This window comes from Paraglaciecola sp., from assembly GCF_030730205.1.
Classification (GTDB): Bacteria; Pseudomonadota; Gammaproteobacteria; order Enterobacterales; family Alteromonadaceae; genus Paraglaciecola.
This window is the reverse complement of sequence record NZ_JANQVQ010000218.1, coordinates 13,931-38,877: the sequence shown is the minus strand read 5'-3', so window position 1 is coordinate 38,877 and position 24,947 is coordinate 13,931. Positions and strand designations below refer to the sequence as shown.

At 42.6% G+C, this 24,947-nt stretch carries 23 protein-coding genes and 1 other RNA gene; 9 read left to right on the top strand and 15 right to left on the bottom strand.

The annotated features are described in order from the left end of the window. Nucleotides 1-330, bottom strand: a transfer-messenger RNA (tmRNA) gene (ssrA, locus tag NWQ57_RS14780); the annotation flags it as partial. 220 nt (nucleotides 331-550) lie between these two features. Here ssrA and NWQ57_RS14775 point away from each other — a divergent pair. Then, a complete protein-coding gene (locus NWQ57_RS14775) occupies nucleotides 551-1,789 on the top strand; it encodes an NADH:flavin oxidoreductase/NADH oxidase family protein (protein ID WP_306022929.1) in 1,239 nt (412 codons plus the stop codon). 13 nt (nucleotides 1,790-1,802) lie between these two features. Here NWQ57_RS14775 and NWQ57_RS14770 read toward each other — a convergent pair whose 3' ends face one another. Continuing rightward, entirely contained in the window at nucleotides 1,803-2,564 is a 762-nt protein-coding gene (locus NWQ57_RS14770) for an arginine deiminase family protein (protein ID WP_306022928.1), read from the bottom strand. A gap of 198 nt (nucleotides 2,565-2,762) precedes the next feature. Next, the gene (gene smpB, locus NWQ57_RS14765) at nucleotides 2,763-3,242 is read right to left on the bottom strand and encodes an SsrA-binding protein SmpB (protein ID WP_306022931.1); all 480 of its coding nucleotides are present in this window, start codon (nucleotides 3,240-3,242) and stop codon (nucleotides 2,763-2,765) included. 120 nt (nucleotides 3,243-3,362) lie between these two features. Here smpB and NWQ57_RS14760 point away from each other — a divergent pair, with 120 nt between their 5' ends. From NWQ57_RS14760 to NWQ57_RS14750, 3 genes are read left to right on the top strand one after another with little or no spacing between them, the layout of a single operon-like run. Beyond that, the gene (locus NWQ57_RS14760; RefSeq protein ID WP_306022927.1) at nucleotides 3,363-3,794 is read left to right on the top strand and encodes a type II toxin-antitoxin system RatA family toxin; all 432 of its coding nucleotides are present in this window, start codon (nucleotides 3,363-3,365) and stop codon (nucleotides 3,792-3,794) included. Nucleotides 3,795-3,808: 14 nt separating this feature from the next. Next, nucleotides 3,809-4,135: an RnfH family protein gene (locus NWQ57_RS14755; RefSeq protein WP_306022926.1), complete on the top strand. Its 327-nt coding sequence runs from the start codon at nucleotides 3,809-3,811 to the stop codon at nucleotides 4,133-4,135. A gap of 37 nt (nucleotides 4,136-4,172) precedes the next feature. Continuing rightward, nucleotides 4,173-4,694: a GAF domain-containing protein gene (locus NWQ57_RS14750; RefSeq protein ID WP_306022930.1), complete on the top strand. Its 522-nt coding sequence runs from the start codon at nucleotides 4,173-4,175 to the stop codon at nucleotides 4,692-4,694. A 173-nt stretch (nucleotides 4,695-4,867) separates the two neighbouring features. Here NWQ57_RS14750 and NWQ57_RS14745 read toward each other — a convergent pair whose 3' ends face one another. Continuing rightward, nucleotides 4,868-5,074 (bottom strand): DUF2461 family protein, encoded by a 207-nt coding sequence (locus tag NWQ57_RS14745; protein ID WP_306022925.1) that lies wholly within the window; start codon nucleotides 5,072-5,074, stop codon nucleotides 4,868-4,870. Nucleotides 5,075-5,087: 13 nt separating this feature from the next. Further along, nucleotides 5,088-5,900 (bottom strand): pyruvate, water dikinase regulatory protein, encoded by an 813-nt coding sequence (locus NWQ57_RS14740; RefSeq protein WP_306022924.1) that lies wholly within the window; start codon nucleotides 5,898-5,900, stop codon nucleotides 5,088-5,090. A gap of 208 nt (nucleotides 5,901-6,108) precedes the next feature. On the opposite strand from NWQ57_RS14740, the gene ppsA reads away from it, so the two are divergent. Beyond that, nucleotides 6,109-8,484: a phosphoenolpyruvate synthase gene (gene ppsA, locus NWQ57_RS14735; RefSeq protein ID WP_306022923.1), complete on the top strand. Its 2,376-nt coding sequence runs from the start codon at nucleotides 6,109-6,111 to the stop codon at nucleotides 8,482-8,484. A gap of 53 nt (nucleotides 8,485-8,537) precedes the next feature. Here the strand turns inward: ppsA and NWQ57_RS14730 are convergent, their stop codons facing one another. Continuing rightward, nucleotides 8,538-8,759: a PGPGW domain-containing protein gene (locus tag NWQ57_RS14730; protein WP_306022922.1), complete on the bottom strand. Its 222-nt coding sequence runs from the start codon at nucleotides 8,757-8,759 to the stop codon at nucleotides 8,538-8,540. Between the two features lie 198 nt (nucleotides 8,760-8,957). Between NWQ57_RS14730 and NWQ57_RS14725 the strand changes: the two genes are divergently transcribed. Continuing rightward, complete coding sequence (locus NWQ57_RS14725) at nucleotides 8,958-11,996, top strand: FAD-binding and (Fe-S)-binding domain-containing protein (RefSeq protein ID WP_306022921.1); 3,039 nt, start codon at nucleotides 8,958-8,960, stop codon at nucleotides 11,994-11,996. A gap of 73 nt (nucleotides 11,997-12,069) precedes the next feature. Here NWQ57_RS14725 and NWQ57_RS14720 read toward each other — a convergent pair whose 3' ends face one another. The 7 genes from NWQ57_RS14720 to NWQ57_RS14690 all read right to left on the bottom strand — a co-directional run bounded on the left by NWQ57_RS14720 (nucleotide 12,070) and on the right by NWQ57_RS14690 (nucleotide 18,981). After that, entirely contained in the window at nucleotides 12,070-12,528 is a 459-nt protein-coding gene (locus NWQ57_RS14720) for a GNAT family N-acetyltransferase (RefSeq protein ID WP_306022920.1), read from the bottom strand. A 12-nt stretch (nucleotides 12,529-12,540) separates the two neighbouring features. Next, the gene (locus NWQ57_RS14715) at nucleotides 12,541-13,689 is read right to left on the bottom strand and encodes a cupin domain-containing protein (protein ID WP_306022919.1); all 1,149 of its coding nucleotides are present in this window, start codon (nucleotides 13,687-13,689) and stop codon (nucleotides 12,541-12,543) included. 37 nt (nucleotides 13,690-13,726) lie between these two features. After that, nucleotides 13,727-14,947, bottom strand: a complete 1,221-nt coding sequence (locus NWQ57_RS14710; protein ID WP_306022918.1) for an adenylate/guanylate cyclase domain-containing protein — start codon at nucleotides 14,945-14,947, stop codon at nucleotides 13,727-13,729. Between the two features lie 98 nt (nucleotides 14,948-15,045). After that, nucleotides 15,046-16,422, bottom strand: a complete 1,377-nt coding sequence (gene purB / locus NWQ57_RS14705) for an adenylosuccinate lyase (protein ID WP_306022917.1) — start codon at nucleotides 16,420-16,422, stop codon at nucleotides 15,046-15,048. An 8-nt stretch (nucleotides 16,423-16,430) separates the two neighbouring features. After that, a complete protein-coding gene (hflD, locus tag NWQ57_RS14700) occupies nucleotides 16,431-17,075 on the bottom strand; it encodes a high frequency lysogenization protein HflD (RefSeq protein WP_306022916.1) in 645 nt (214 codons plus the stop codon). A gap of 1 nt (nucleotide 17,076) precedes the next feature. Beyond that, nucleotides 17,077-18,234, bottom strand: coding sequence for a tRNA 2-thiouridine(34) synthase MnmA (gene mnmA, locus NWQ57_RS14695; protein ID WP_306022915.1), 1,158 nt, complete (start codon nucleotides 18,232-18,234; stop codon nucleotides 17,077-17,079). Between the two features lie 129 nt (nucleotides 18,235-18,363). After that, nucleotides 18,364-18,981 (bottom strand): pseudouridine synthase, encoded by a 618-nt coding sequence (locus NWQ57_RS14690; RefSeq protein WP_306022914.1) that lies wholly within the window; start codon nucleotides 18,979-18,981, stop codon nucleotides 18,364-18,366. A gap of 259 nt (nucleotides 18,982-19,240) precedes the next feature. On the opposite strand from NWQ57_RS14690, the gene NWQ57_RS14685 reads away from it, so the two are divergent. Next, nucleotides 19,241-21,469, top strand: coding sequence for an NADP-dependent isocitrate dehydrogenase (locus NWQ57_RS14685; RefSeq protein WP_306022913.1), 2,229 nt, complete (start codon nucleotides 19,241-19,243; stop codon nucleotides 21,467-21,469). Nucleotides 21,470-21,532: 63 nt separating this feature from the next. Here the strand turns inward: NWQ57_RS14685 and cspD are convergent, their stop codons facing one another. After that, a complete protein-coding gene (cspD, locus tag NWQ57_RS14680; RefSeq protein ID WP_306022912.1) occupies nucleotides 21,533-21,751 on the bottom strand; it encodes a cold shock domain-containing protein CspD in 219 nt (72 codons plus the stop codon). Between the two features lie 215 nt (nucleotides 21,752-21,966). On the opposite strand from cspD, the gene clpS reads away from it, so the two are divergent. Together clpS and clpA are read left to right on the top strand one after the other, a co-directional pair. After that, nucleotides 21,967-22,287, top strand: coding sequence for an ATP-dependent Clp protease adapter ClpS (gene clpS / locus NWQ57_RS14675; protein ID WP_306022911.1), 321 nt, complete (start codon nucleotides 21,967-21,969; stop codon nucleotides 22,285-22,287). A gap of 42 nt (nucleotides 22,288-22,329) precedes the next feature. After that, nucleotides 22,330-24,597, top strand: a complete 2,268-nt coding sequence (gene clpA, locus NWQ57_RS14670) for an ATP-dependent Clp protease ATP-binding subunit ClpA (RefSeq protein WP_306022910.1) — start codon at nucleotides 22,330-22,332, stop codon at nucleotides 24,595-24,597. Between the two features lie 120 nt (nucleotides 24,598-24,717). On the opposite strand, the gene infA is transcribed toward clpA, so the two are convergent. Further along, nucleotides 24,718-24,936 carry a translation initiation factor IF-1 gene (infA, locus tag NWQ57_RS14665; protein WP_068373302.1) on the bottom strand — a complete coding sequence of 73 codons (219 nt, stop codon included), beginning with the start codon at nucleotides 24,934-24,936 and terminating at the stop codon, nucleotides 24,718-24,720. Between the last annotated feature and the right edge of the window lie 11 nt (nucleotides 24,937-24,947).

The window sequence follows — 24,947 nt, the reverse complement described above, 5'->3', positions numbered from 1 at the left end:
CGTCCAAAATACATCAACCGTCGGTACTACATGCTTATTTTGTCATTTATTTAACTATTTTGAACTCCGACAAACAGGATTTCTCATAGCTGGCCTAATACTGTTTCGCGGTTCACCCTTAGACAAGGTTCCCTCGCTATTCTGCTGGGATGACCTTCCGAACCTCTACTAGCAGAAAGAGTATGAGTGGAAGGGCTCAGCCGGTTATTAAGCGGCTAGAGCGTAGTTTTCGTCGTTTGCGACTATTTGTTTGCGGCTTTTATAGAGGCAAACCGCTCCTCTGCATGCACCTAAAGCCTCAAGCATCCTGTCGAATCCAAAATCAGCCCCAGAGTGTGTTGGCTGCAAACTGCCAACGCTATTATGTTAACACAGCACTTGGCGTTTGTACCAAGCTAAGTTTTAAATCTTTGTTTTTCGTCTGTTTTTTAAACAGTTTGTGGGTAATGTTAATAAAATTTTTAAGCATTCATCCCTAGGGAGCATGATTAGCTTTGATCTAGTTTGTGTTAGCCTACGTTTTAGCGTGCTAACTCCCAGGAAACCACACATGCCGCAAGATGTATTCAGCCTTTTTACCTTGCCAAACGGTAATCAACTCAAGAATCGCTTAGTTAAAGCAGCGATGGAAGAAAATTTAGCAAATGTTTACCAATTGCCTGATGAGCCTTTGATGCAATTATATAGCACCTGGGCACGAGGGGGAGTGGGTTTGATTATCACTGGTAATGTGATGGTGGATCGATTAGCCATGACAGGACCGGGTGGGTTGGTGTTAGAAAAGTCCACTGAGCTTGAGCCCTATAGCCAATTAGCCAAACAAGCACAGCAACATAATTGCAAGGTGTGGATGCAAATAAACCACCCTGGGCGCCAAGTCTATAAACGCATGGGAGGTAAGGTAATATCATCTTCAGATGTGGCCTTAAATCTAGGCAAACATTCTGCTTTGTTTGCTCCGCCAAAAGCGATGAATGAACAGGAAATACAAGATGTGATCAAGCGCTTTGTTACTACTGCTCAAAAAGCCCAGGAGGCTGGTTTTGACGGGGTTGAAGTGCATGCGGCTCACGGGTATTTACTGGCGCAGTTTTTATCACCTCTGACAAATAGACGTCAGGATAGTTGGGGTGGTAGCCTTGAGAATCGAGCTAGATTATTACTGAACATTGTTGAACAAGTGCGTGTGGCATGTGGGATTAAATTTGATTTAGCGGTCAAGCTTAATTCAGCAGATTTTCAGCGTGGTGGCTTTGATGTGAAGGATGCCCAGCAAGTCGTTTATTGGTTGACTGAATACGGCGTTGACATGGTGGAATTGTCTGGAGGTAGTTACGAAGCGCCAGCCATGCAGGGTCGTAGCGCGGATGAGCGCACTTTAGCACGAGAGGCTTATTTTTTAGAGTTTGCCAGTAAAATAGCACTTGAAAGCCAGATCCCAATAATGACAACAGGCGGGATCAGGCGTTTAGAAATTGCCGAACAAGTCATTGAAAGTGGAGTTGCGCTGGTGGGCATGGCAAGTGCGCTGGCTTATACGCCCGACTTACCTAAACAATGGCTTGATCATCCTGAGCGGGTTGGTTTTATTCCGTCAGTGAATTGGCAAGACAAAACCCTCAGTGCGCTTGCTGTTATGGCCTTGATCAAAAAACAGCTTAGGCGAATGAGTAAAGGTCAGGCTCCTAAAAAAGATAGCTGGGCATGGCTTGCACTATTAGACGATCAATTGCGCTTAGCTAAATTGACTAAGCGCTACCGAAATCTGCATGCGGCTGAGCTTGATTAGTCCATGATTTAAATTAGAAGCGTAGCGACAAACCACTTAGGCCACCATCGAGTTTTTGAAATTCTGACATTGCTACTTCACGACTGGCATAACCCAGTGACTGAATGGTCGCGAGTGCTTCTGGAAATCCTTTAGGCACTAACACTGTACCGTTGATCCACACGCTACTCGCGGCATAGCGTTCATTGGCACTCATTTCAATACGGTTGTAGTCACTAAAATCGGCATGGTGATGCATCTCTCCGAAGGTCAGTAAATTGTTGTTTTCTAAATAACTTAAAGACCTTTTTAGGTGCGGCAACCCTGACATGTTCACCATTGAACCAGACAAACCTTGTTTAGCTAACAAGTGAATCAATTGTTGTGCACCTTGGCGATTGGTACGGCCAGACAAACCAATATAAAAATGTCCTCCAACCATCATGATGTCACCAGCTTCTAGGTGGCCGGGGGCATCAATGATATCTGGATAAGGATAAAATTGGTTCACTACTTCAGCGATGAACTTTACTTCGCCTTGTCGGCTGGGCGTGCCAGGATGGGTTAAAATAGCCCCTATAGGTGTAAACAACGCGACATCCTCAACAAAACAGGAGTCTGGAAAGGCTTCTAATGCATCAAGCACTGTGACGCTTAAACCACATTCTTGTAGTGCCAATATGTAATCATCGTGTTGCTCACAGGCTATCTCAAAATTGGGCTTTCCACGTTTGGCTGAGGTTATTCCTTTGACCATGGAACGACAGGGTTTGCGAGCGATTGCGTGGCTAAACATAGTACTTAATTCCTGGTGTGTTAATGGAGTTGAGATAGCTTAAGCGCACCCTATAGACAAGCTATTAGCGACTCTTTCCCTTCATAAGAAGCTGAGCAAAGCGCCGTCCTGTTCATGGTTATTGAAATACGCGACAAGCTTAACGCAATAAAAAAGCCGAGGACAATGCTCGGCTTCGGTTAGATACATACAGGTTTATTAGACCTTATGTTTCATCATACGTTCTTTATCGCGGGCCCAATCACGGTCTTTAATCGAATCCCGTTTGTCGTGTTCCTGCTTACCCTTCGCCAAATAAATTTCAAGTTTTACCCAATTTTTACTCCAATACATGGCAGTAGGAATAATAGAGTAACCTTGACGTTCTACAGAGCCGATAAGTTTATCCAGTTCACGACGTTTAATGAGCAACTTACGCTTCCGGGTTGGATCACAGACAACGTGAGTCGACGCTTGATTTAGAGGTTGAATGGTCGTGCCTAAAACAAAGGCTTCACCTTTTTCAATCGACACAAAGCTCTCGGTAATATTAATTTTACCAGAGCGAATGCTTTTTACTTCCCATCCCTGTAATTCCAGTCCTGCTTCGATTTTGTCTTGCAAGTGGTATTCATGACGCGCTTTTTTATTTAGCGCAATGGTAGGTTTATTGTTTGGTTTGGACTTCTTCATATTCATGTCGGGCATTATAAAGCATGTCCAGTCGCACACAACTAAAATCATTGAAATTGAACGTGTTAGCGTAAAATATGTTAGCCTTATGCAGTTTTCAACTTTGGTAATGATAGTGGAGAATTAATGCCAAACGTGTCGCGCAGTGCCTTAGTCGCTTATAGTGCTGAATCTATGTTTGATTTAATAAATGATGTCGATAAATATCCAGAGTTTATTCCCGGTTGTGCCAAAACCGAAGTGTTGAGGCAAGATGAAGACAGCATGCGAGCGTCTATATTGATTTCAAAGGCGGGAGTGAAACAGTGGTTTACTACCGAAAATACTTTAATTCGTGGGCAAGCAATTCAAATGAACTTAGTTGACGGTCCGTTCTCAAAATTAAGCGGTGGTTGGACAATTACTTCTTTGAGCCCCAGTGCTTGTAAAATTGAATTGAACCTAGATTTTTCGTTTTCCAGTAAAATTGTTGAGTTTGCTTTTGGTAAGGTCTTTAATTCTATTGCCAGCAATATGGTCGTGGCGTTCACCGAGCGAGCCAAAAAGATCTACGCGTAAAAGAGAAATAAATTATGACCGAACACCAATTTTCAGTTGAAGTGGCCTACGCAACCCCAGCAAAACAAGCTTTGCTTGAAGTGGTAATTGAGCGCGATACAACGGTTGAACAAGCGATTAAGGCGTCTGGAATTTTATCGCGCTTTCCTGATATTGATCTAGACGTGCAAAAAGTGGGTATCTGGAACCGCACGTGTAAACTTTCTGATTTGCCTAAGCAGGGTGATAGAATTGAAATATACCGTCCCCTAATTGCTGATCCCAAAGAAGCACGCAGGCTGCGGGCTGAAAAAGCCAAGGAAGAAGGCAGAGCAAATAAGATCACTGGGGCGAAATTATAGATAGCCATGTTGACTGATTATTAATCCTAAGGATTAAATTGAGGTAGGTATTAAATTTCCAGATTTTCCAAAAAATGAAACTGACAGACTGCTAGCCCTATATAAGTTAGATATTCTTGATACTGCCCCAGAAGCGCGTTTTGACTATATTACTAAGAAAGTCAAAAAGTACTTTGATGTGAGTTATGTTTTGGTGACTATTATCGACAAAGAACGCCAATGGTTTAAATCTTGTCAGGGTATCGAGTTAAGTGAAACGAGCAGAGACATCTCTTTCTGTGGTCACGCCATCAACTATAACAACATTTTTTATGTACCTAATGCGCTAGCAGATGAACGTTTTTTTGATAACCCTTTAGTACTCAACGAACCCTATGTGCGTTTTTATGCTGGGGTGCCGCTGATTATATTTGGCGAATATGCCATTGGCACCTTATGTCTTATTGATGACCAGCCACGTGTATTAAGCGACGCTGACTTAGACATGCTGCAAGAGTTTGCCAACATGGTTATATTTGAAATCGAACAAAGAGAAGTTGAACGCGCTAAGCACCCCTAGCATCGCTATCTTAGCGCTTCACACAAAAATTTTGCAAGGGTTGTGCTCTACCAAACAGCCTCGCAATACGTTGTCAAACATCATCTCGGTAAAGTGCTGACTCTGGTAAATGAAAAAGGGATATTAAATCTTCGCGTTTTATTTTTTCGATCAGAATAAGCCACTAACAATGCCTATTTTTGCAGAGGCGTCGTCGTGTGGTGAAACATGCGACTCCAAGGCTCAATTGTTTCGATATATTCAAGCGCTCGAGGGCGAACTTTGTCTTCATACTCCTGCTTATGCGAAGTAAACCACTCGCCATTGTTATTGGCCTGTCGCTGCCGTAAAAACGAGCAGCGAAGGGGCAAAGTGGCTAAACCGCGTTTTTCTGATTCCAATAAAAAACAGAACCTAGTATTTTCGCCGTTGTAAGCCGGTTTGGGCCAAAATTTTTGCAGAAATCTCTTCAATGGAGTAGCGGGTACTATTTAAAAAGGGAATTTTTTCTTTACGATACAAGTTTTCAACTTCCCGCAATTCCATACGGCATTGAGCTAAAGATGCATAACGGCTATTGGCTCTGCGTTCAGACCGTATTTGGTGTAAGCGCTCCGCCTCGATAGTTAAGCCGAACAATTTATCTTTGAACCGTTTTAATGCGGGCGGCATTTTTAAAACGTCACCCATGTCATCCTCGGTAAAAGGATAGTTAGCCGCTTTAATGCCGTATTGCAAAGCAAGGTATAGGCTGGTTGGGGTTTTACCAGAGCGTGAAACACCAACAAGCACGATATCGGCTTCATGATAATCTTTTAGATTTGAACCGTCGTCATTTGCAAGGGCATAGTTGACTGCCTCGATTCGAATATCATAGGTTTTTTCATGAATACTGTGGGTACGATGTTTTTCTGGTTTGGATGGCACACCTAATACTTTTTCCAAAGGTGCAACAAATTGGTCAAGAAAATTGTAATTGATACCCACCGATTTTGAGATGATTTTGCGCACTTCAACATTAACGATGGTGTAAAACACTAAAGGGCGTTGTTGATCATCTTGAAAACTTTCAGATATTTTGTTAACAACTTGTAGCGCGTGCTCTGCTGTTTCCACAAAGGGAATTGTGATGTGTTTAAACTCTATGGTAAATAAAGAAAGGAGTGCGTGGCCAAAAACCTCCGCAGTAATCGCTGTTCCATCCGAAATATAGTAGGCTGTTCGCAAAACATTTCCTTAACATTGTTGTAATTTAATTACAGAAAAAATTAAATTTTACTTTAGTGTAAGCAACATTCTAAAATCCCCCACGCAAAAAGCTAGCCCGTTGAGAAAGATAAAAATTTCGATTGAGTATATAGCAAAAGTTTACTCTGTGATTGGTCAAGCGAGCACACTAAGTAACCCGACAAATTTCACTTTGGAGACTGAAGGAATGCAAGAGCACGTACTGTGGTATCAGCAATTAGGAATGGGCGATGTGGGTGTCGTAGGGGGAAAAAACGCTTCACTGGGTGAAATGATTTCTAATTTATCAAACGCAGGGGTGCAAGTTCCTGGTGGTTTTGCTACTACCGCTAACGCGTTTAACTTATTTCTTGAGCAAAGTGGTTTGGAGCAACGAATCCACACTTTGCTTGATAGCTTGGATGTTGATGATATTCCTGCTTTGGGCAAAGCAGGAGAAACGATCAGAAACTGGATCATCGATACCCCGTTTTTACCAGAGCTTGAGCAAGCGATAAAATCTGCTTTTGAAACATTGCAGGGTGAAGCCGGTGATGAAGCTTCATTTGCCGTACGCTCATCGGCTACTGCTGAAGATATGCCCGATGCCTCATTTGCCGGCCAGCAAGAAACCTTTTTGAATGTGAAAGGGTTTGATGCTGTCATGGTTGCCATTAAACACGTTTATGCCTCTTTATTTAACGATCGCGCTATTTCTTATCGAGTACATCAAGGCTACGACCATAAAGGTGTGGCACTCTCCGCTGGTGTGCAACGTATGGTGCGCAGTGACTGTGCTTCTTCCGGCGTTATGTTTTCAATTGATACCGAATCTGGTTTTGAAGATGTCGTATTTATTACTTCATCATACGGTTTGGGGGAGATGGTGGTGCAGGGCGCGGTTAATCCAGATGAATTTTATGTCCACAAACCTACGCTTGAAAAAGGCAAACCTGCAATCGTTAGACGTACCTTGGGCAGTAAATTAGTTAAAATGATTTACTCAGACGATCTTAGCCACGGAAAGCAGGTTGAAATTGTTGATAACGACTTAGCCTTGGGTAAACAGTTTTCATTGACCGACGATGAAGTGATGGAATTGGCCAAACAAGCCTTGATCATTGAACGTCACTACAAACGCCCCATGGATATCGAATGGGCTAAGGATGGCATAGACGGTAAATTGTATATCGTTCAAGCGCGTCCTGAAACCGTACGAAGCCGTGAAGACATTCAAGTAATCGAACGTTTTCGCTTACATGGTAAGGCTAATATAGTGTGTGAAGGGCGTGCGATTGGTCACAAAATTGGGGCGGGTATCGCGAAGGTCCTCGGCTCTGTCGCTGAAATGGATAAGATTCAGCCTGGTGATGTATTGGTGACCGATATGACTGATCCGGATTGGGAGCCCATCATGAAAAAAGCCTCGGCGATCGTGACCAACCGCGGTGGCCGTACTTGTCATGCTGCAATTATCGCTCGTGAATTAGGCATTCCTGCTGTTGTTGGCTGTGGTAATGCGACAGATCTTATAAGTAACGGCGATAAAATTACCGTGTCTTGTTCTGAAGGTGATACTGGCTTTATTTACGCTGACGTGCTCGATTTTGATGTTGTCACTTCGCGTATTGATGCGATGCCAAGTATTCCGATGAAAGTCATGATGAATGTGGGTAATCCCGATCGCGCTTTCGACTTTGCGCGTTTACCTCATGAAGGCGTTGGTTTAGCCCGTTTAGAATTTATCATTAACCGAATGATTGGTGTGCATCCTAAGGCTCTGTTGAATTTTGATGAACAGCCTGAAGATGTAAAAGCTGAGATTACTGACATGATGGCAGGCTATGCCTCTCCGGTTGAATACTACATTCAAAAACTGGTTGAAGGCATTTCAACTATAGCGGCAGCGTTTTCACCGAAGAAAGTAATCGTGCGGATGTCAGATTTTAAATCTAACGAGTATTTTAACTTGGTAGGCGGCTTTCAATACGAGCCGGATGAAGAAAATCCAATGCTTGGTTTCCGCGGCGCAAGCCGTTATATCTCAGAAGATTTTCGAGCGTGTTTTGCCCTGGAATGCGAAGCGATAAAACGGGTTCGCAACGATATGGATTTAACTAACGTTGAAATCATGATCCCCTTTGTACGTACTCTTGAAGAAGGCAAGAAAGTCATTGAATTGCTCGCTGAGGAAGGTTTAGTGCAAGGTGAAAACGGTTTGCGAGTGATCATGATGTGTGAACTACCTTCCAATGCGTTGTTGGCTGACCAGTTCCTTGATATCTTTGATGGCTTCTCAATTGGTTCAAACGACTTAACCCAGCTTACATTAGGCTTGGACCGTGACTCGGGCTTGATTGCACACTTATTCGATGAACGTGACCCGGCTGTTAAAGCCTTATTATCCATGGCGATACAAGCGGCTAAAAAGCGCGGTAAGTACGTTGGTATTTGTGGACAGGGTCCTTCTGATCACGAAGATTTAGCCGCATGGTTAGTCGAACAGGGCATTGATAGCGTATCGTTAAACCCTGACACCGTAGTTGAAACGTGGTTGTACTTGGGTGAAACGTTCAAACAGTAATCCCTTGAGTAAGCAATAAAAATGGCTGCAGTTGCAGCCATTTTTTATAAGAACTAGTTTTTGAACTTGCGCTTTAATAAATAGGCATCGAGTTTGCGAGCTGATTGGCTCATAGCGTTCTGACACCAGCGTAACCATTCGCGAGCTTTGGGAACGTCATAACTGAGCATCATTAAACCCAGTAGCAAAACAAACATCGAACCGGGCAATATAAAAAATATGATGCCGAAGGCAGCAAATACACTGCCAACCGTAATTCTGATGTGCTTTTTCAATTGATACTCCATGATCACTTTTACCTTAAATACAGTATAACAAAGGTGAAAACAGCAGAATGAAATAAGTGTTACAAGCGATGTGATTAGCTCCGCGTCTTATACAAATTGCTCTAATTAATACCGATGTAATATAGAGAATAGGCTGCGGGATTAGGTATACTCTCAACCACGTTAAAAGCGGTAAATCAAAAACTAATGATGAACAACTTACCCTTTCTTGACCCACAAGAAACCATTGCTCCAGATTACAGTGACTTTTTGGCTGCGTTAAAATCGACGGCTTTTAGCGGCGACATTAAGATGAGTTATGGTAGCCGTTTAGCAGTAGCAACAGATAATTCAATTTATCAGCAGTTACCTCAAGCGGTTATTTTACCCAAGTCGATTGACGATTTAGCGCTGATAGGCCAAACCGCAGCGCAATTTCCTTCGGTTAGATTTTCAGCGCGAGGCGGCGGTACGGGCACGAATGGCCAATCGTTAACGCCAGGCCTTATTGTTGATTTGTCGCGCTACATGAACAAAGTATTAGAAGTTAATGCCGACGAGCAATGGGTTAGAGTGCAAGCCGGGGTGGTTAAAGATCAGCTCAATGATGTTCTGCGCCCCTTGGGCTATTTTTTTGCACCAGATTTATCCACCAGTAATCGCGCAACTATTGGTGGGATGGTGAACACCGATGCCTCAGGTCAAGGATCATTGGTTTATGGAAAAACCAGTGACCACGTGCTGGGACTCACTTCTGTTCTGGTAGATGGAACGGTTTTGCGTTCGCAGCCCATGTCTATGGATGAGGCGCAAACTCTCGCACAAGAACCCACAGTCGTGGGCAATATTGTCAAGCAATTGATCGAAACCTGTGTGGGTAAACGCGAACAAATTTTGGCTAAGTTTCCGCGTATGAACCGTTTTTTGACGGGCTACGATTTAGAACATGCCTTAAATGATGAGCTAAGTCAGCTAGACATTAGCCGGGTTATTACCGGTTCGGAAGGCTCATTGGCCTTCGTGGCTGAAGCTAAACTCAACATTACGCCTATTGCCAAACATAAAGCACTGGTGAATATCAAATATGACTCCTTTGAATCGGCTCTTCGCCATGCACCTAGCATGGTTGCCGCGCAAGCAACGTCAGTAGAAACCGTTGACAGCAATGTATTGAATTTAGCCAAACAAGACATTATTTGGCATTCGGTGAAAGACTTAATTACCGATGTACCCAATAAAGTTGTTTTGGGTTTAAATATGGTTGAGTACAACAGCAATGACCAAGCTGGGATTGAGTTAAAAATTGCTGAATTACGAGCCAGGTTAGATAAGGATATTGAGCTTAATCGCTGCGGCGTGATTGGATATCAGTTAACTTATGATACAGCTGAAATCAACAAAATCTATGGCATGCGTAAAAAGTCAGTGGGCTTATTGGGTAAGACCAAAGGAGAAAAAAAACCTCTAGCTTTTGTCGAGGATACTGGCGTTCCGCCAGAAAACTTAGCCGATTTTATCATGGAGTTTCGGGCTTTACTTGACGCCAGAGGCCTGCACTATGGGATGTTTGGTCATGTAGATGCAGGTGTTCTGCATGTTAGGCCTGCACTTGATATGTGCGACCCTGCGCAAGAAGCCATGATCCCTGAAATTTCAGATGCGGTTGCTGCTTTAGTCGCTAAATACGGTGGTTTGATTTGGGGTGAACATGGTAAAGGATATCGCAGTGAATATTCTCCAACCTTTTTTGGTGAAGAGCTTTACGCTGAGCTGCGGAAAATCAAAACGGCCTTTGATCCTCTAAATAAAATGAATCCGGGCAAAATATGCACGCCATTTGAATCTAGTGATGCGTTGGTTAAGGTGTCTGATCAAAAGCGGGGCGGTTTCGACCGACAAATTCCTGTTGATGTACGTGCATCATTCGAGCCCGCCATGAGTTGTAATGGTAACGGCTTGTGTTTTAACTATGATACGACATCACCCATGTGCCCTTCGTTTAAAATCACTGGTGATAGACGCCATAGTCCTAAAGGTAGGGCTGGCATCATTCGAGAGTGGTTACGTTTACTGTCTAAGCAGAATATCGATGTTGCTAATCTAGAGAAGTCAGGCAAATCTGAAGCATGGTATACCAAGCTATCGAATAGTTTGTCGAAGCAACATGAGGCAGATTTTTCTCATGAAGTATTGGAGGTCATGGACGGTTGTTTAGCGTGCAAAGCGTGCTCAAGTCAATGTCCAGTTAGTGTTGATGTACCTGGCTTTCGTGCGCGCTTTTTGAACATATATTACCGCCGATATAGTCGACCATTAAAAGACTATCTGGTGGGTAATATCGAAAACATGGCACCGCTTATGGCGAAAATGCCCAGCATGGTCAATTTCTTTTTGCGTCAGGATTGGTTCAATAACTCGATTCGTAAAACCGTGGGGTACGTGGACACACCGCACTTGTCGGTACCCACTTTAGAGCAACGGTTGGACAGCGATATACAGCATTTTGATTTAGCCCAATTAAAAGGATTGAGTGAAACGCAAAAAGCGAAGAAAGTCTGTATTGTGCAAGATCCGTTTACGAGTTATTACGAAGCCGGTGTGGTTGATGCTTTAGCGCAGTTGATCACTAAATTGGGATATGAGCCTGTCTTGTTGCCCTTTATGCCTAACGGTAAACCACAGCATGTTAAAGGCTTTTTGGATAAGTTTGCGAAGACAGCACAAAATGCTGCTGGTTTATTGAACGAGTTGCAGCAGCTTGCAATCCCGTTGGTAGGGATCGACCCATCCATGGTGTTGTGTTACCGGGATGAATATACCAAGGTTTTGGGTGACCAACGTGGAAGTTTTCAGGTGCAGTTGGTCCATGAGTGGTTACTGACTATCGACTTACCCGCAAAATCAGTGCCTTCAGAACCTGCACGATATGCCTTATTTGGCCATTGCAGTGAAAAAACAGCGTTGCCCGCCAGCGAAGCACAGTGGCAAACTGTGTTTAGTAAGTTTGGGTTAGCACTACAACCCATTGCGGTAGGGTGTTGTGGAATGGCAGGCACTTTTGGTCATGAACAAAGCCATGTGAGTCAATCGAAAGGACTGTACGAACTAAGTTGGCAAGAACAAATTGCGCAATTTTTACCAGAGCAAATTGTTGCAACAGGCTATTCGTGTCGTAGTCAGGTGGCAAGAATGGCGGAGTTCAAGCCTAAACACCCCTTAGAAGTGCTGCTAGAAAGTCTTCATTAAGAAGGTGGCAATAGGGTAGAGCGTAGTTAAAACCTTGAAAGGTTCACCACAACTAAACTCTCCCTTTTTCAAACTAGTGGGTGTATTCCACTTTGTTGAGTGTGAAGTTTGCTAAACCGCACGTCATACATTGACGTGGTACCCCAGCATCCATAAACACCGAGCCGACTGATCGGAATCCTTGTTGTTGATAATAATTAACACCTTCCAACTCACATAAAATCTGCACTTGTTGCAGTCCTTGTTGTTCTGCAATACTGATTAATGCTTTAAAAAGTAATTGATACACTTCTGGACCTCGAAATTGAGGTTCAACCGCTATTCGACCTATTTCACCCGTGGGAGTGATACGACCTGTCGCTACTTCTTGATTGTTTTCATCAACCACCAATACATGACTTGCACCATGGTCTTGTTGGTCAAATTCGTATTCGATAGGAATACGCCATTGGCATACAAATATCTTTTCTCTAATTTTACGAAGCTTGTGTTCTTCGTTTCCCCAGTCGACGTTTCTTACTGTAAACGCCATGACTGACTCCTTTTATTCAGGAAACCAAAATCCTGAATTCACCAGTTTAGCTAATGTTTGTGTAAAAAATAAACAAATTTCTGGTTTTTTTTGTGACTCTAGGCTGAAATTGGGGGAATTCAGAAAGTTTAGTACGAAGTTTTTATGCTCTGCGGCAATTGAAAACATTTGCCCTTCGACGAAAAAAATAAAGTCTGCATTTTCAGTGCTTTGCTGTTCAGTAAACATCGCTTTTATGCCAGCCTCACGCACAAAGTAAACGCCACTTAGCAGCAGCTCACTGATTTCTGCTTCACTATACTTGTCTTCTTCGTTGAGCTCATTGCTGGATAAACGATTGGTTTCACTTAAATATTGAGTCAGCCAATGGTCAAAATGCGGAGTGTTTACGCTCTCTAAAAGTAAACGTTTAAATTGCTGTAATTCTTGTTGCTTTATTTCACCAGGGAATGGCCTTAATTCAACAGATTGATCTTTATACCGCTTGTTAAAGAGATTGTGCTCTAAGGCATAATCAGCAAATGATGTAAGTAATTCTTGTTGAGAAGGGGCTCTAAAACCAACTGAGTAATTCATACAGTCTTCTAAGGCAACACCATTATGGGGATGGTGCGGCGGTATGTAAATAATATCGCCAGGCTGCAAAATTTCATCAATAACAGGGCTAAAGTCGCTAATTTGTTTTAAATCTGCATGAGGCAACGATTCAGAGTAATTGCCAGGCAAACCTATTTGCCAACGTCTGGTGCCTTTTCCTTGGATGATAAATACATCATATTGGTCAATGTGCGGACCAACGCCTGCTTTAGCATTTGAAAAACTGACCATAAGGTCTGTCATTCGCCAGTGAGGGATAAATGCGAAGCAGCGCATTAGTTCATCTGCGTCAGGTATAAATTGATCAACCTTTTGCACCAATAGGCTCCACGCCCCTATGCAGTGGGCATTGATATCCTCAAACGGCCCATGAGCAACATGCCACGATTCTTTGTGATGGCTGATTAACCGAGAATCGACCGAATCTTCAAGGGCTAAGCCAGCGAGTTCGTTCTCATCTAATGGATCGATAAAATCCCGAAAACCTTGTTTGATCACTAGCGGTTTTTTTTGCCAATAATCACGTAAGAAGGTTTCTTGGTCAAAATTATGTAATTGGTACATTGAATGGATATCGTCATGAAATTATCGGGGCAGTTTATCATTTACGCCCAATTAACCAATAGGTGATGACTTTTCCGACACCTTTTACTTGAATTTCGCCACGCTCAACAAAATGAAAAACATCTTTAGCTAAGTCATAAGTGGTTTGAGTGGTTTGTATTTTATGGCCTTGCCCATGGCTTTCCATTCTTGAGGCCAAATTAACGGCTTCTCCCCACATGTCGTAACTAAACTTATTTTTGCCAATTACACCAGCCACCACTTCACCGCAACCAATCCCTATTCTCAAACCGGTTGCCAAATGATGTTGAATACTGAATTCTTCAAATTTTTCCTGCATATCTAAGGCACATTGACAACATTGAATGGCATGCTTTGCATTCGCGTGCGGTAAGCCACATGCGGCCATATAGCTATCGCCACTGGTCTTAATTTTTTCTAAGCCATGTTGTTGGGCAAGCAGGTCGAAATGACAGAATAGTTCGTTGAGCAACAAGACTAATTTTTGTGGATCCATACTTTTACATAAAGGCGTGAAATTTTGAATATCGGCAAACAAGATGCTTGCTTGAGCAAAGTAGTCAGCAATCAGAGAGTTAGAGTGTTTTAGTCGGTCAGCAATACTGGTGGGTAAAATATTCAGTAAAAGTTGCTCAGAGCGCTTTTTTTCAAGGGCTAATTTCTGCCAACTACGATAAATATTTTTTTGAATATGGTAGCTACAAAGCAAACAGGCGAGGGCAAGTAGTATTGCGCTAGACAGTTTAAACATCTGTTGTGCATTCTGCTGTGACCAAGATGAAGTCGCGTGGTAATACAATTCACTTAATAGAAATAGGCCAGTAAAAAGGCCGCAACAAACCCATTTATAACCACTTTCTTTCGCAGTGAAAAAAAACGGACAACAAACCACCGCTAATAAATAGAAAAAGTGGATGTAGAGATTAAGTTGCCACAACAAGCTAGTCCAGATTAAGTTGCCAATATATACGCTGATGAGCAGCAGCTTGGCGTACAAATAATCGCTTTGAGCATTCAGTAGCGGAACAAAACACAATAAAATTGTGGTGCTAATGATAATGATAAATTGGTCGTAACCAACGTCGTGCCAATACCAGATAGCCCCCGGAATTTGACAGAACGAAACAAATATAACCAAAAAAGCTATGATGTTGGTAAGGCGTATAGGCGTAAAGTTTTCGTCAGAGTGGTGGGTGTTGCCCGCCCAAACCCAGCGTTGAAGAACGTGTTTTAACATTTTTAAATCCCTTTAAAAATAACTAAACCCGACTAAGTCTAGTCGGGTTTGGTAAAATTGGGATATAAAATTGCTCGGTTTTTAGATCAAATTATTGGTTACTGTTGTTCCAGTTGCTCAACAAACGCAATGGCACGTCCAATATAATTAGCCGGTGTGATACCTTTTAATTGCGTTTTTACCGCATCAGGTAAATCAAGAGTATCGATAAAGTCTGCCATAATTGTCTGGTTTACTTTTTTACCTCGAGTGAGCTCCTTGAGTTTTTCATAGGGCTTTTCAATACCGTGACGACGCATTACGGTTTGCACTGGCTCTGCCAATAGCTCCCAGTTGTTATCCAATTCGTCTAATAAGCTTTGCTCATTCACTTGTAGCTTGCTGATCCCTTTTAAAGAGGCCTGATAAGCAATAACAGAATAAGCTACCCCAACGCCTAAATTGCGTAATACCGTTGAGTCAGTTAAATCTCTTTGCCAACGAGATACCGGTAGTTTTGCAGATAAGTGACTGAACATCGCATTCGCCAACCCTAAGTTGCCCTCAGAGTTTTCAAAGTCGATGGGGTTGACCTTATGGGGCATGGTCGAAGAACCGATTTCGCCTGCGATTGTTTTTTGTTTGAAGTGCCCTAAAGCGATATAACCCCAAATGTCTCGGTCAAAATCTAACAATATGGTATTAAAACGGGCTATCGCATCAAACAACTCGGCAATATAGTCATGGGGTTCTATTTGAGTAGTAAAGGCATTCCAAGTGATCCCTAAACTCGCTACAAACTCTCCAGCAAACTGGTGCCAGTCAAATTCAGGATAGGCAACCATGTGAGCATTGTAATTACCCACTGCGCCATTAATTTTGCCTAACATATCAACTGCCGCAATTTGTTGGCGTTGACGCTCTAATCGAATCATCACGTTAGCCATTTCTTTACCCATCGTAGTGGGGGTTGCTGGCTGGCCGTGAGTTCTAGCCATCATTGCTACCGATTTTAACTCGATGGCTAAGCGTTTTAATTCGCTGATGAGCTTATCGCAATAAGGAAGAATGACTTCATCTCGTGCTTCTGACAGCATCAGAGCATGAGACAAATTATTGATGTCTTCTGAGGTGCAAGCAAAGTGAATAAACTCGTTTACCGCATGCAGTTCAGCATTATTGGCTACTTTTTCTTTTAAAAAGTATTCCACGGCTTTGACATCGTGATTGGTCGTGCGCTCAATATCTTTAATACGTTGGGCATCTTCTAAGCTAAAGTTTTTAGCGATGGCATCCAAAAAATCAGTGGCTTGTTGGCTAAATTCCGGAACTTCTACAATGGCAGGGGCGCTAGCTAATTTTTGTAACCATCGGATTTCAACAATAACCCGATATTTTAGTAAACCAAACTCGCTAAAGATTGTTCTTAATTCAGCAGATTTATCACCGTACCGTCCATCAATGGGCGATATAGCTGACAATGCAGTTAAGTTCATTTTGACTCCTAGTTTACCGTAGTAGATTGATTTAAAACTAATTTGGCATCGCGCAATATGCTCTGCCGACTGAATAAAATTTGGCGTCTTTTGCCACCAAGTTGACGCCATAACACCGCCGCCCGTAATCCTGCTAGCAAACAAGCTCTGACTTTGTGCTGGTTATCGTTGCGTTTCAACAAGGCGGGAGTTCCTGCAATTTGAATTTTACGACCCACAGGACTAATTACGTCACTATAAATGGCAGCGAGATTACTCATCATTTGGCCATCTAGAATGTCCATGTGTAATTGTTGACGTTGTATTTGTCCGACGCGGTCACCCAAGCTCTGCATGACTTTTTTGTTGCCACTCACTTTGCGTTCTAAGGTAAGTAAGTTTGCAACGTATCGTGTAATTTCGATATCTTTGAGCTTATCGTCATTGCCCAATTGATTAATTAGGGTAGAAAATCCTAGATAAAGCTCACCCAATGAACCAAACACATCAATCGTATTCTGTGGCGTGGTAATAACGATACTATTGATACTGGCGTTGAAGGCTTTTTCATTCACTTCGCCGGTTCTTGCAACTTGTTTAACTAAAGCGGCTGCTTGGCATACGCCTGCTAGTGCAAGATTACGGTTGTAAAATTGGTGTTTTTCATTTGTCATGTTAGCGAATATAACTCTCTATAATGCCGCCACCTAAACAGACTTCATCAGCGTAGAAAACAGCAGATTGGCCAGGAGTAACGGCTTTTTGAGGCTCGTCAAAAAGAACCTGAACTGAACCGTCTTTTTGTGGGCTTACCACACAGGGGATGTCTGCTTGACGGTAGCGAGTTTTTACTACGCAGCGCAAGGTCTGCTGAGGGCCGGCTCTGTCTACCCAATGCAATTGTTTGGCAATCAGACCTTTAGAATAAAGGCGAGGGTGGTTAGCGCCTTGCCCAACAATTAAAACGTTTCGCGCCACGTCTTTGTCGACCACGTACCATGGGTCTTCAGAAAAATCTTTTAAACCACCGATCAGTAAGCCTTTTCGTTGGCCTAAGGTGTGGTACATCAAACCGTCGTGACGGCCAATCACTTGTCCTTCGCTGGTTTCAATATCGCCAGGTTGTGCGGGCAAATATTGCCCTAAGAAATCTTTGAATTTGCGCTCACCGATAAAACAAATACCCGTACTGTCTTTTTTGTCATGAGTGACTAAGCCTTGTTCTAAGGCAATTTTCCTGACTTCAGGCTTTTCAATATGACCAATAGGAAACAGCGTTTGCGCAATGTGTTCGTGAGATAAGGTGTATAAAAAATAACTTTGATCTTTATTACCATCTAAACCACGTAACATTTGCCACTGACCAGATGCGTTTGAACGCTGCACGTAATGACCTGTCGCAATAAAATCAGCGTTTAATTCTTCTGCGGCAAACTCCAAAAAAGCCTTAAACTTGATTTCTTTATTGCACATGATATCTGGATTAGGGGTACGGCCCGAGCGATATTCGTCAAGAAAATACTCAAAGACATTATCCCAATATTCAGCCGCAAAATTAATCGTGTGTAAGTGAATACCCAGTTTATCTGCAACGGCTTGTGCATCTTTTAAATCTTCCGCAGCAGCGCAATATTCAGAATTATCGTCTTCTTCCCAATTTTTCATAAACAGGCCTTCAACTTGGTAGCCCTGCTTTTGTAGTAAATAGGCAGACACAGAAGAGTCAACTCCTCCAGACATTCCAACGATGACCTTGACGCGGCTGTTGTCTTGTTTTGTTGAGTCTACCTCTGATGAGTGTGGACCGGAAATTGGGGCTGTGTCTGAGACCATAAAAGCTTATTTAGATGTCGTAAAAAATGGAGCCGAAGTCTAGCAAAAAGCACCACTTAAATCATCTCGTTAATTACCACTCCTTAGCCTTAAAAATTTTAAAATGTAACGAAATGCTTGAATACACACTTAAATCAATTTGTATTGACCCACATCGATGCCTTCTATCGTCCATTCACCAATACGATATCGAATGAGGCGTAAGGTTGGAAAGCCAACATGGGCTGTCATTCGCCTGACCTGGCGATTGCGGCCCTCGGTGATAGTGATTGATAACCAAGATGTGGGTATAGCTTGGCGAAATCTAACTGGAGGGTCGCGTAACCACACTGGAGGCTCTGGCATGGCGTGTACTTTAGCTGGGGCCGTTAATCCATCAGCTAAATGCACGCCATCACATAAAGCCTGAATAGCTTGTGTATCGGGGATACCCTCCACCTGTGCCCAATACGTTTTAGCAGTCTTGGCGGTGGGGGAGGCAAGTTGATGTTGTAATTTTCCGTCGTTGGTCAGTACCAAAAGACCTTCGCTGTCTCTGTCTAGGCGACCAGCTGCATAGACATGTTGTATTGGAATAAAATCCTTCAGAGTTTGGCGACCCTCTTGGTCAGTAAACTGGGTGAGTACATTAAAAGGTTTGTTGAATAGCACGACCTTTCGCGCTTCTGATGGTTTGTCGCCGCGCGCTTTTGGCTTGAAGCCTGTTCTGCTAACTTTTGTTTGAAAATGTTTTTGCTTAGATGACATGTTAATAACTGATCTTTATTTGATCTAATAAATCGGATTTAGTTTATTTTCAGTTTGCTTAGCTAAATATAATATGCAAGCAAAACTTGTACTTAACTAACAAGCGCAGTTATTATTTGTTGATTGTTTAAGCTGGTCTTGCATTTTTCAACTTAAACATAAGCAAAAAGTTTAAATGGAATGACAAAGCATAACCCTACATGCTTTAGATGTGCCGAATTTCACATGGTGGTGCTCTGCCAATAACAAGAGGTTTAAAATGACGACTTCCAAGTCAAAAATTATCTACACAAAAACTGATGAGGCTCCTGCCTTAGCAACGTATTCTCTTCTTCCTATTATTCGCAGTTTTGCTTCAACTGCTGGCGTTGAAATTGAATTGAGTGATATTTCACTGGCAGCTCGAATCTTAGCAACGTTTGCAGATTATTTACCCGAAGAGCAGCGCGTTCCTGATGCTTTGAACGAGTTGGGTGAGCTCACTCAAGACCCCGATACCAATATTATTAAATTGCCTAACATCAGTGCATCAATTCCACAGCTAAAAGCAGCCATTAAAGAGCTACAAGCCAAAGGTTTTGCATTGCCAGAGTACCCTGATGAGGCAACAACTGACGAGCAAAAAGAGATTCAGGGCAAATACAGTAAGGTATTAGGCAGTGCAGTAAACCCAGTGTTACGGGAAGGAAACTCAGATCGCCGTGCACCTGTTGCTGTTAAAAATTATGCCAAGGCCAACCCGCACTCAATGGGAGCTTGGAGTCAAGCGTCACAAACTCACGTTGCTCACATGCGTGGGGGTGATTTTTATTCAGCTGAGAAGTCAGTTACCGTTAAAAAAGCGGGTCATGTCAGAATCGAATTTACTGATGATGCAGGTAACGTCACGGTATTAAAACCCAAGGTTGATTTGCTTGCTGGTGAAGTTATCGACGGCATGTTCATGAGCAAAAAAGCGTTGTGTAAATTTTTCGAAGAACAAATCGAAGACGCTAAGCAGACGGGGATTTTATTCTCGTTACACGTAAAAGCCACCATGATGAAGGTGTCTCATCCCATCGTTTTTGGCCACTGTGTAAAAGTGTTCTATAAGGATTTATTTGAAAAACATGCTGCTTTATTTGAAGAACTTGGTGTTAACCCCAATAACGGCCTAGGCAGTGTTTACGACAAGATAGCTAGCCTTCCTGAGTCACAACGTTCTGATATCCAAAAAGATATTAATGCCTGTTATGCAGACCGTCCTCCTATTGCGATGGTTAATTCTGATAAAGGTATTTCCAACCTCCATGTACCTAGTGATGTCATTGTTGATGCATCAATGCCCGCGATGATCCGTAGCTCAGGCCAAATGTGGGGACCAGATGGTAAGCCACATGACACCAAAGCGGTTATTCCTGAAAGTACCTATGCCACTATTTACCAAGAAGTCATCAACTTCTGTAAAACCCATGGTGCTTTTGATCCCACTACAATGGGTACCGTGCCAAATGTTGGTTTGATGGCGCAAAAAGCGGAAGAATACGGTTCACACGATAAAACCTTTGAAATCAAGGGTAACGGTACGGTTAAAATTATCGACCAAGATGAAACCGTATTAATTGAACATGCGGTTGAAGACGGTGATATCTGGCGTATGTGTCAGGCAAAAGATGCACCGATACGCGATTGGGTTAAATTAGCCGTAACTCGTGCGCGTCAGTCTGGTATGCCAGCTGTATTCTGGTTGGATGATGAGCGTGCTCATGACATTCAATTGATTGCTAAAGTCACTGAATATTTAAAAGACCATGACACAGACGGACTTGATATCTCTATTATGGCACCAGTGAGAGCAATTCGTTATACCATGGAAAGAGCTATTCGTGGTTTAGACACAATTTCAGTGACAGGTAACGTACTACGAGATTACCTCACTGATTTGTTCCCCATCATCGAGTTGGGAACTAGCGCAAAAATGCTGTCTATCGTGCCATTGATGGCGGGCGGTGGCTTGTTTGAAACTGGCGCTGGCGGTTCGGCTCCTAAGCATGTTCAGCAGTTTGTTGAAGAAGGTCATTTACGTTGGGATTCTCTGGGAGAATTTTTAGCTCTTGCGGTTTCTTTAGAGGACTTGGCGATTAAAACCAAGAACACTAAAGCGAAACTATTAGCTGCAACGCTTGATAAAGCCACTGAAAAATTACTGACTAATAACAAGTCTCCACTTCGTAGAGCCGGTGAATTGGACAATAGAGGCAGTCATTTTTATCTGGCCTTATATTGGGCAGAGGCCTTATCACTGCAGTCTGAGGATGCTGAACTAGCCAAGACGTTTGCTCCTGTGTTTGCTTCGCTGAGTTCTAACGAAGCAAAAATTATGAGCGAGATTGATGCAACTCAAGGTAAACCAGCTGAAATCGGCGGATACTACTATCCAGATGAAAAACTGGCGACTGAGGCATTATTCCCCAGTTCTACATTTAAAGCGGCCTTAGCTTTTAATTAGAATAAATTGATATAACAGAAAAAAAGCAGACTATTAAGTCTGCTTTTTTATGAAGATTTTAATTTAACGTTCTGGCTCACCTTTGAAATCGATGTTTTCAGCATGTAAGCCTTTTGGGCCTTGCTGAACATCATATTTCACTTCTTGCCCTGCCTTCAGAGAGCGGTAACCTTCCATCTGAATAGTGGAGTAGTGTGCAAAAATATCCTCCCCACCATCATCCGGTACAATAAAGCCGAACCCTTTTGCATTATTGAACCATTTTACTTTGCCGACTGCCATACTTCTGCTTCCTTTTAATCCCTTGAACAAATGCAACTTTGACCCCACACTAGGGTATGAGGAAAGACGAGATAACTACTCAATACGATCGTCTTAGAAAATGTAGGTTTTTTAACCTGTTTTTGTCAAGCCTAATTTGGTTTTTCCTTGGTTTGTAAAGAAACTTTAATAAACTGTTCCCATTTAAATACGTATATAACGAATTAGTCAGACAAATGAGTAAAGACACAACAATCAATATAGAGCGGGTCAAACTGTTAGATGCAGAGAAGCAAAAAGCGGTTCCGCCACCCATGTATAAAGTTTTTCTCAATAATGATGATTACACCCCGATGGATTTTGTCATTGAAGTCTTGATGCGCTTTTTTAATTTGGACGCCGAGAAGGCCAATCAAATAATGTTGACTGTGCACTATCGCGGGAGAGCAGTTTGTGGCATATATACTGCTGAGATTGCAGAAACTAAAGTCATGCAGGTGACTCGATATGCCAGGCAGCATCAACACCCATTAATGTGTACGATGGAACAAGCGTAATTTATTAGCCGAAGTATTTGGTCAGTAGTCAGAGGGCATTTTATGTTAAATAAAGATTTAGAGCAGACGCTAAACGAAGCGTTCATTTTTGCCAGAGAACATCGTCATGAATTTATGACGGTTGAGCATTTATTACTTGCCCTACTCGATAACAGTGCTGCTAAAGAGGCACTGAAAGCCTGTGGTGCTAACATCGATTTAATCAAAAAAGAATTAACTGATTTTGTTAAAGACACCACACCTCTGTTGCTAGATGAGCAAGGCAGAGAGAGAGAAACCCAGCCCACGCTTGGTTTTCAGCGTGTCTTGCAGCGCGCAGTATTTCATGTGCAGTCATCTGGAAAAGATGAAGTAACTGGGGCGAATGTACTGGTAGCTATTTTCAGTGAACAAGAATCTCAAGCAGTTTACATTCTAAAAAAATCAGATGTCACTCGCTTAGACGTGGTCAACTTTATATCTCACGGTGTGTCTAAAATTGATGATGAGGCTCGCTCTCATACGGACACACCAGAAGAAACTGCCGAGCAGGAAGAAAATACTTCGTTACTGCACAAATTCTCCGTTAATTTAAATAACTTGGCCAAAGACGGCAAGATTGATCCGCTCATTGGCCGTGATATGGAGTTAGAGCGCTGTATTCAAGTGTTGTGTCGTCGACGCAAAAATAATCCATTACTGGTGGGTGAGGCTGGCGTCGGCAAGACGGCGATTGCAGAAGGATTGGCTTTTCGCATCGTGAATAACGATGTGCCTGAGGTCATTGAGTCAGCAGTGGTTTACTCTTTGGATATGGGAGGCTTATTAGCGGGCACTAAGTACCGTGGTGATTTTGAAAAACGTCTCAAAGGTATCCTTAAAGAACTTGCAGATGACCCCAATGCCATTCTATTTATCGATGAGATCCACACCATTATAGGAGCAGGAGCCGCGTCAGGTGGCGTAATGGACGCGTCTAACTTACTTAAGCCTAAATTGAGTAGCGGTGAGCTGCGTTGTATTGGCTCAACAACTTATCAAGAATACCAAGGCATCTTTGAGAAAGACCGAGCGCTTGCTCGTCGTTTCCAAAAAATTGACGTATTAGAGCCAACCGTGAACGACACCACTAAAATATTGATGGGTTTAAAATCCCGTTATGAAGAACATCACAGTGTGCGTTACACCACTAAGGCGATTCGTGCAGCGGCAGAATTGTCTGCGAAATACATTAACGAGCGTCATTTACCAGATAAAGCGATTGACGTTATTGATGAAGCAGGTGCGAGTCAACGGTTGTTGCCTCCGTCGAAACGCAAAAAAACCATTGGTGTGCCTGATATCGAGCTGATCATTGCTAAAATAGCGCGCATTCCAGAAAAGTCAGTCTCTGCTTCGGATAAAGAAGTCCTGAAAAATCTTGACCGTGATTTGAAATTAGTGGTTTTTGGTCAAGACAAAGCCATTGATACCTTAACCGATGCCATTCGTTTATCTCGCTCAGGTTTAGGCAACGAGTCCAAACCTATTGGCAACTTCTTGTTTGCTGGCCCAACAGGGGTGGGGAAAACCGAAGTGACGGCTCAGTTAGCTAAGGTTATGGGCGTTGAATTGGTGCGTTTTGATATGTCGGAATACATGGAACGCCATGCGGTTAGTCGATTAATTGGCGCCCCTCCCGGGTACGTTGGTTTTGATCAAGGTGGCATGCTTACCGATGCAGTCATTAAAAACCCTTATTGTGTGGTTTTATTGGACGAAATCGAAAAAGCCCACAGCGATATATACAATCTTTTATTGCAAGTGATGGATCACGGTACACTCACTGACAACAATGGTCGTAAAGTTGATTTCAGAAATGTTGTTTTGGTGATGACCACTAATGCCGGCGTACAGCAAACCATACGCACCTCTATTGGCTTTAAACAACAAGACCACAGTCACGATGCGATGAGCGAGATTAATCGCTTATTTACGCCTGAGTTTAGAAACCGTCTTGATGCAATCGTGTGGTTTAATCATTTGGATCAAGAAATTATCTTACAGGTCGTGGATAAGTTTATCGTTGAGTTGCAAGTTCAGCTTGATAACAAAGGGGTATCCCTTGAAGTGTCAACAGCAGCAAGAAGCTGGTTAGCACAAAAAGGTTACGATAAAAACATGGGGGCTCGGCCTATGGCAAGGGTTATTCAGCAAGAGATCAAAAAAGAACTGGCTCATGAGTTATTGTTTGGGCGGCTAAGTAATGGCGGTAGTGTCAAGATTGACTTGGCAGACGAGAAACTTGCCTTTGAATTTGAGACAGACAGTAAAGAAAAATCTGAAGCTTAAAAGCGCAGGTGTCAAAAAAAAGCCCTTGAGTAATACTCAAGGGCTTTTTTGTATTTGCAAGCAAGGTTTATTTCAAAGAAAAATTTACCGCTAAATTAGTATCAACAACTAATAATTTGATTAGCGTGCGCGGTAGATAATGCGACCTTTGCTTAAGTCATATGGTGTCATTTCAACAGTTACAGCGTCACCGGTTAAAATACGGATGTAGTTTTTGCGCATTTTACCTGAGATATGAGCTGTCACAACGTGACCGTTCTCTAACTCAACACGAAACATAGTATTTGGAAGGGTATCCAACACAGTTCCTTCCATTTCAATACAATCTTCTTTCGCCATCTAACTCTGTT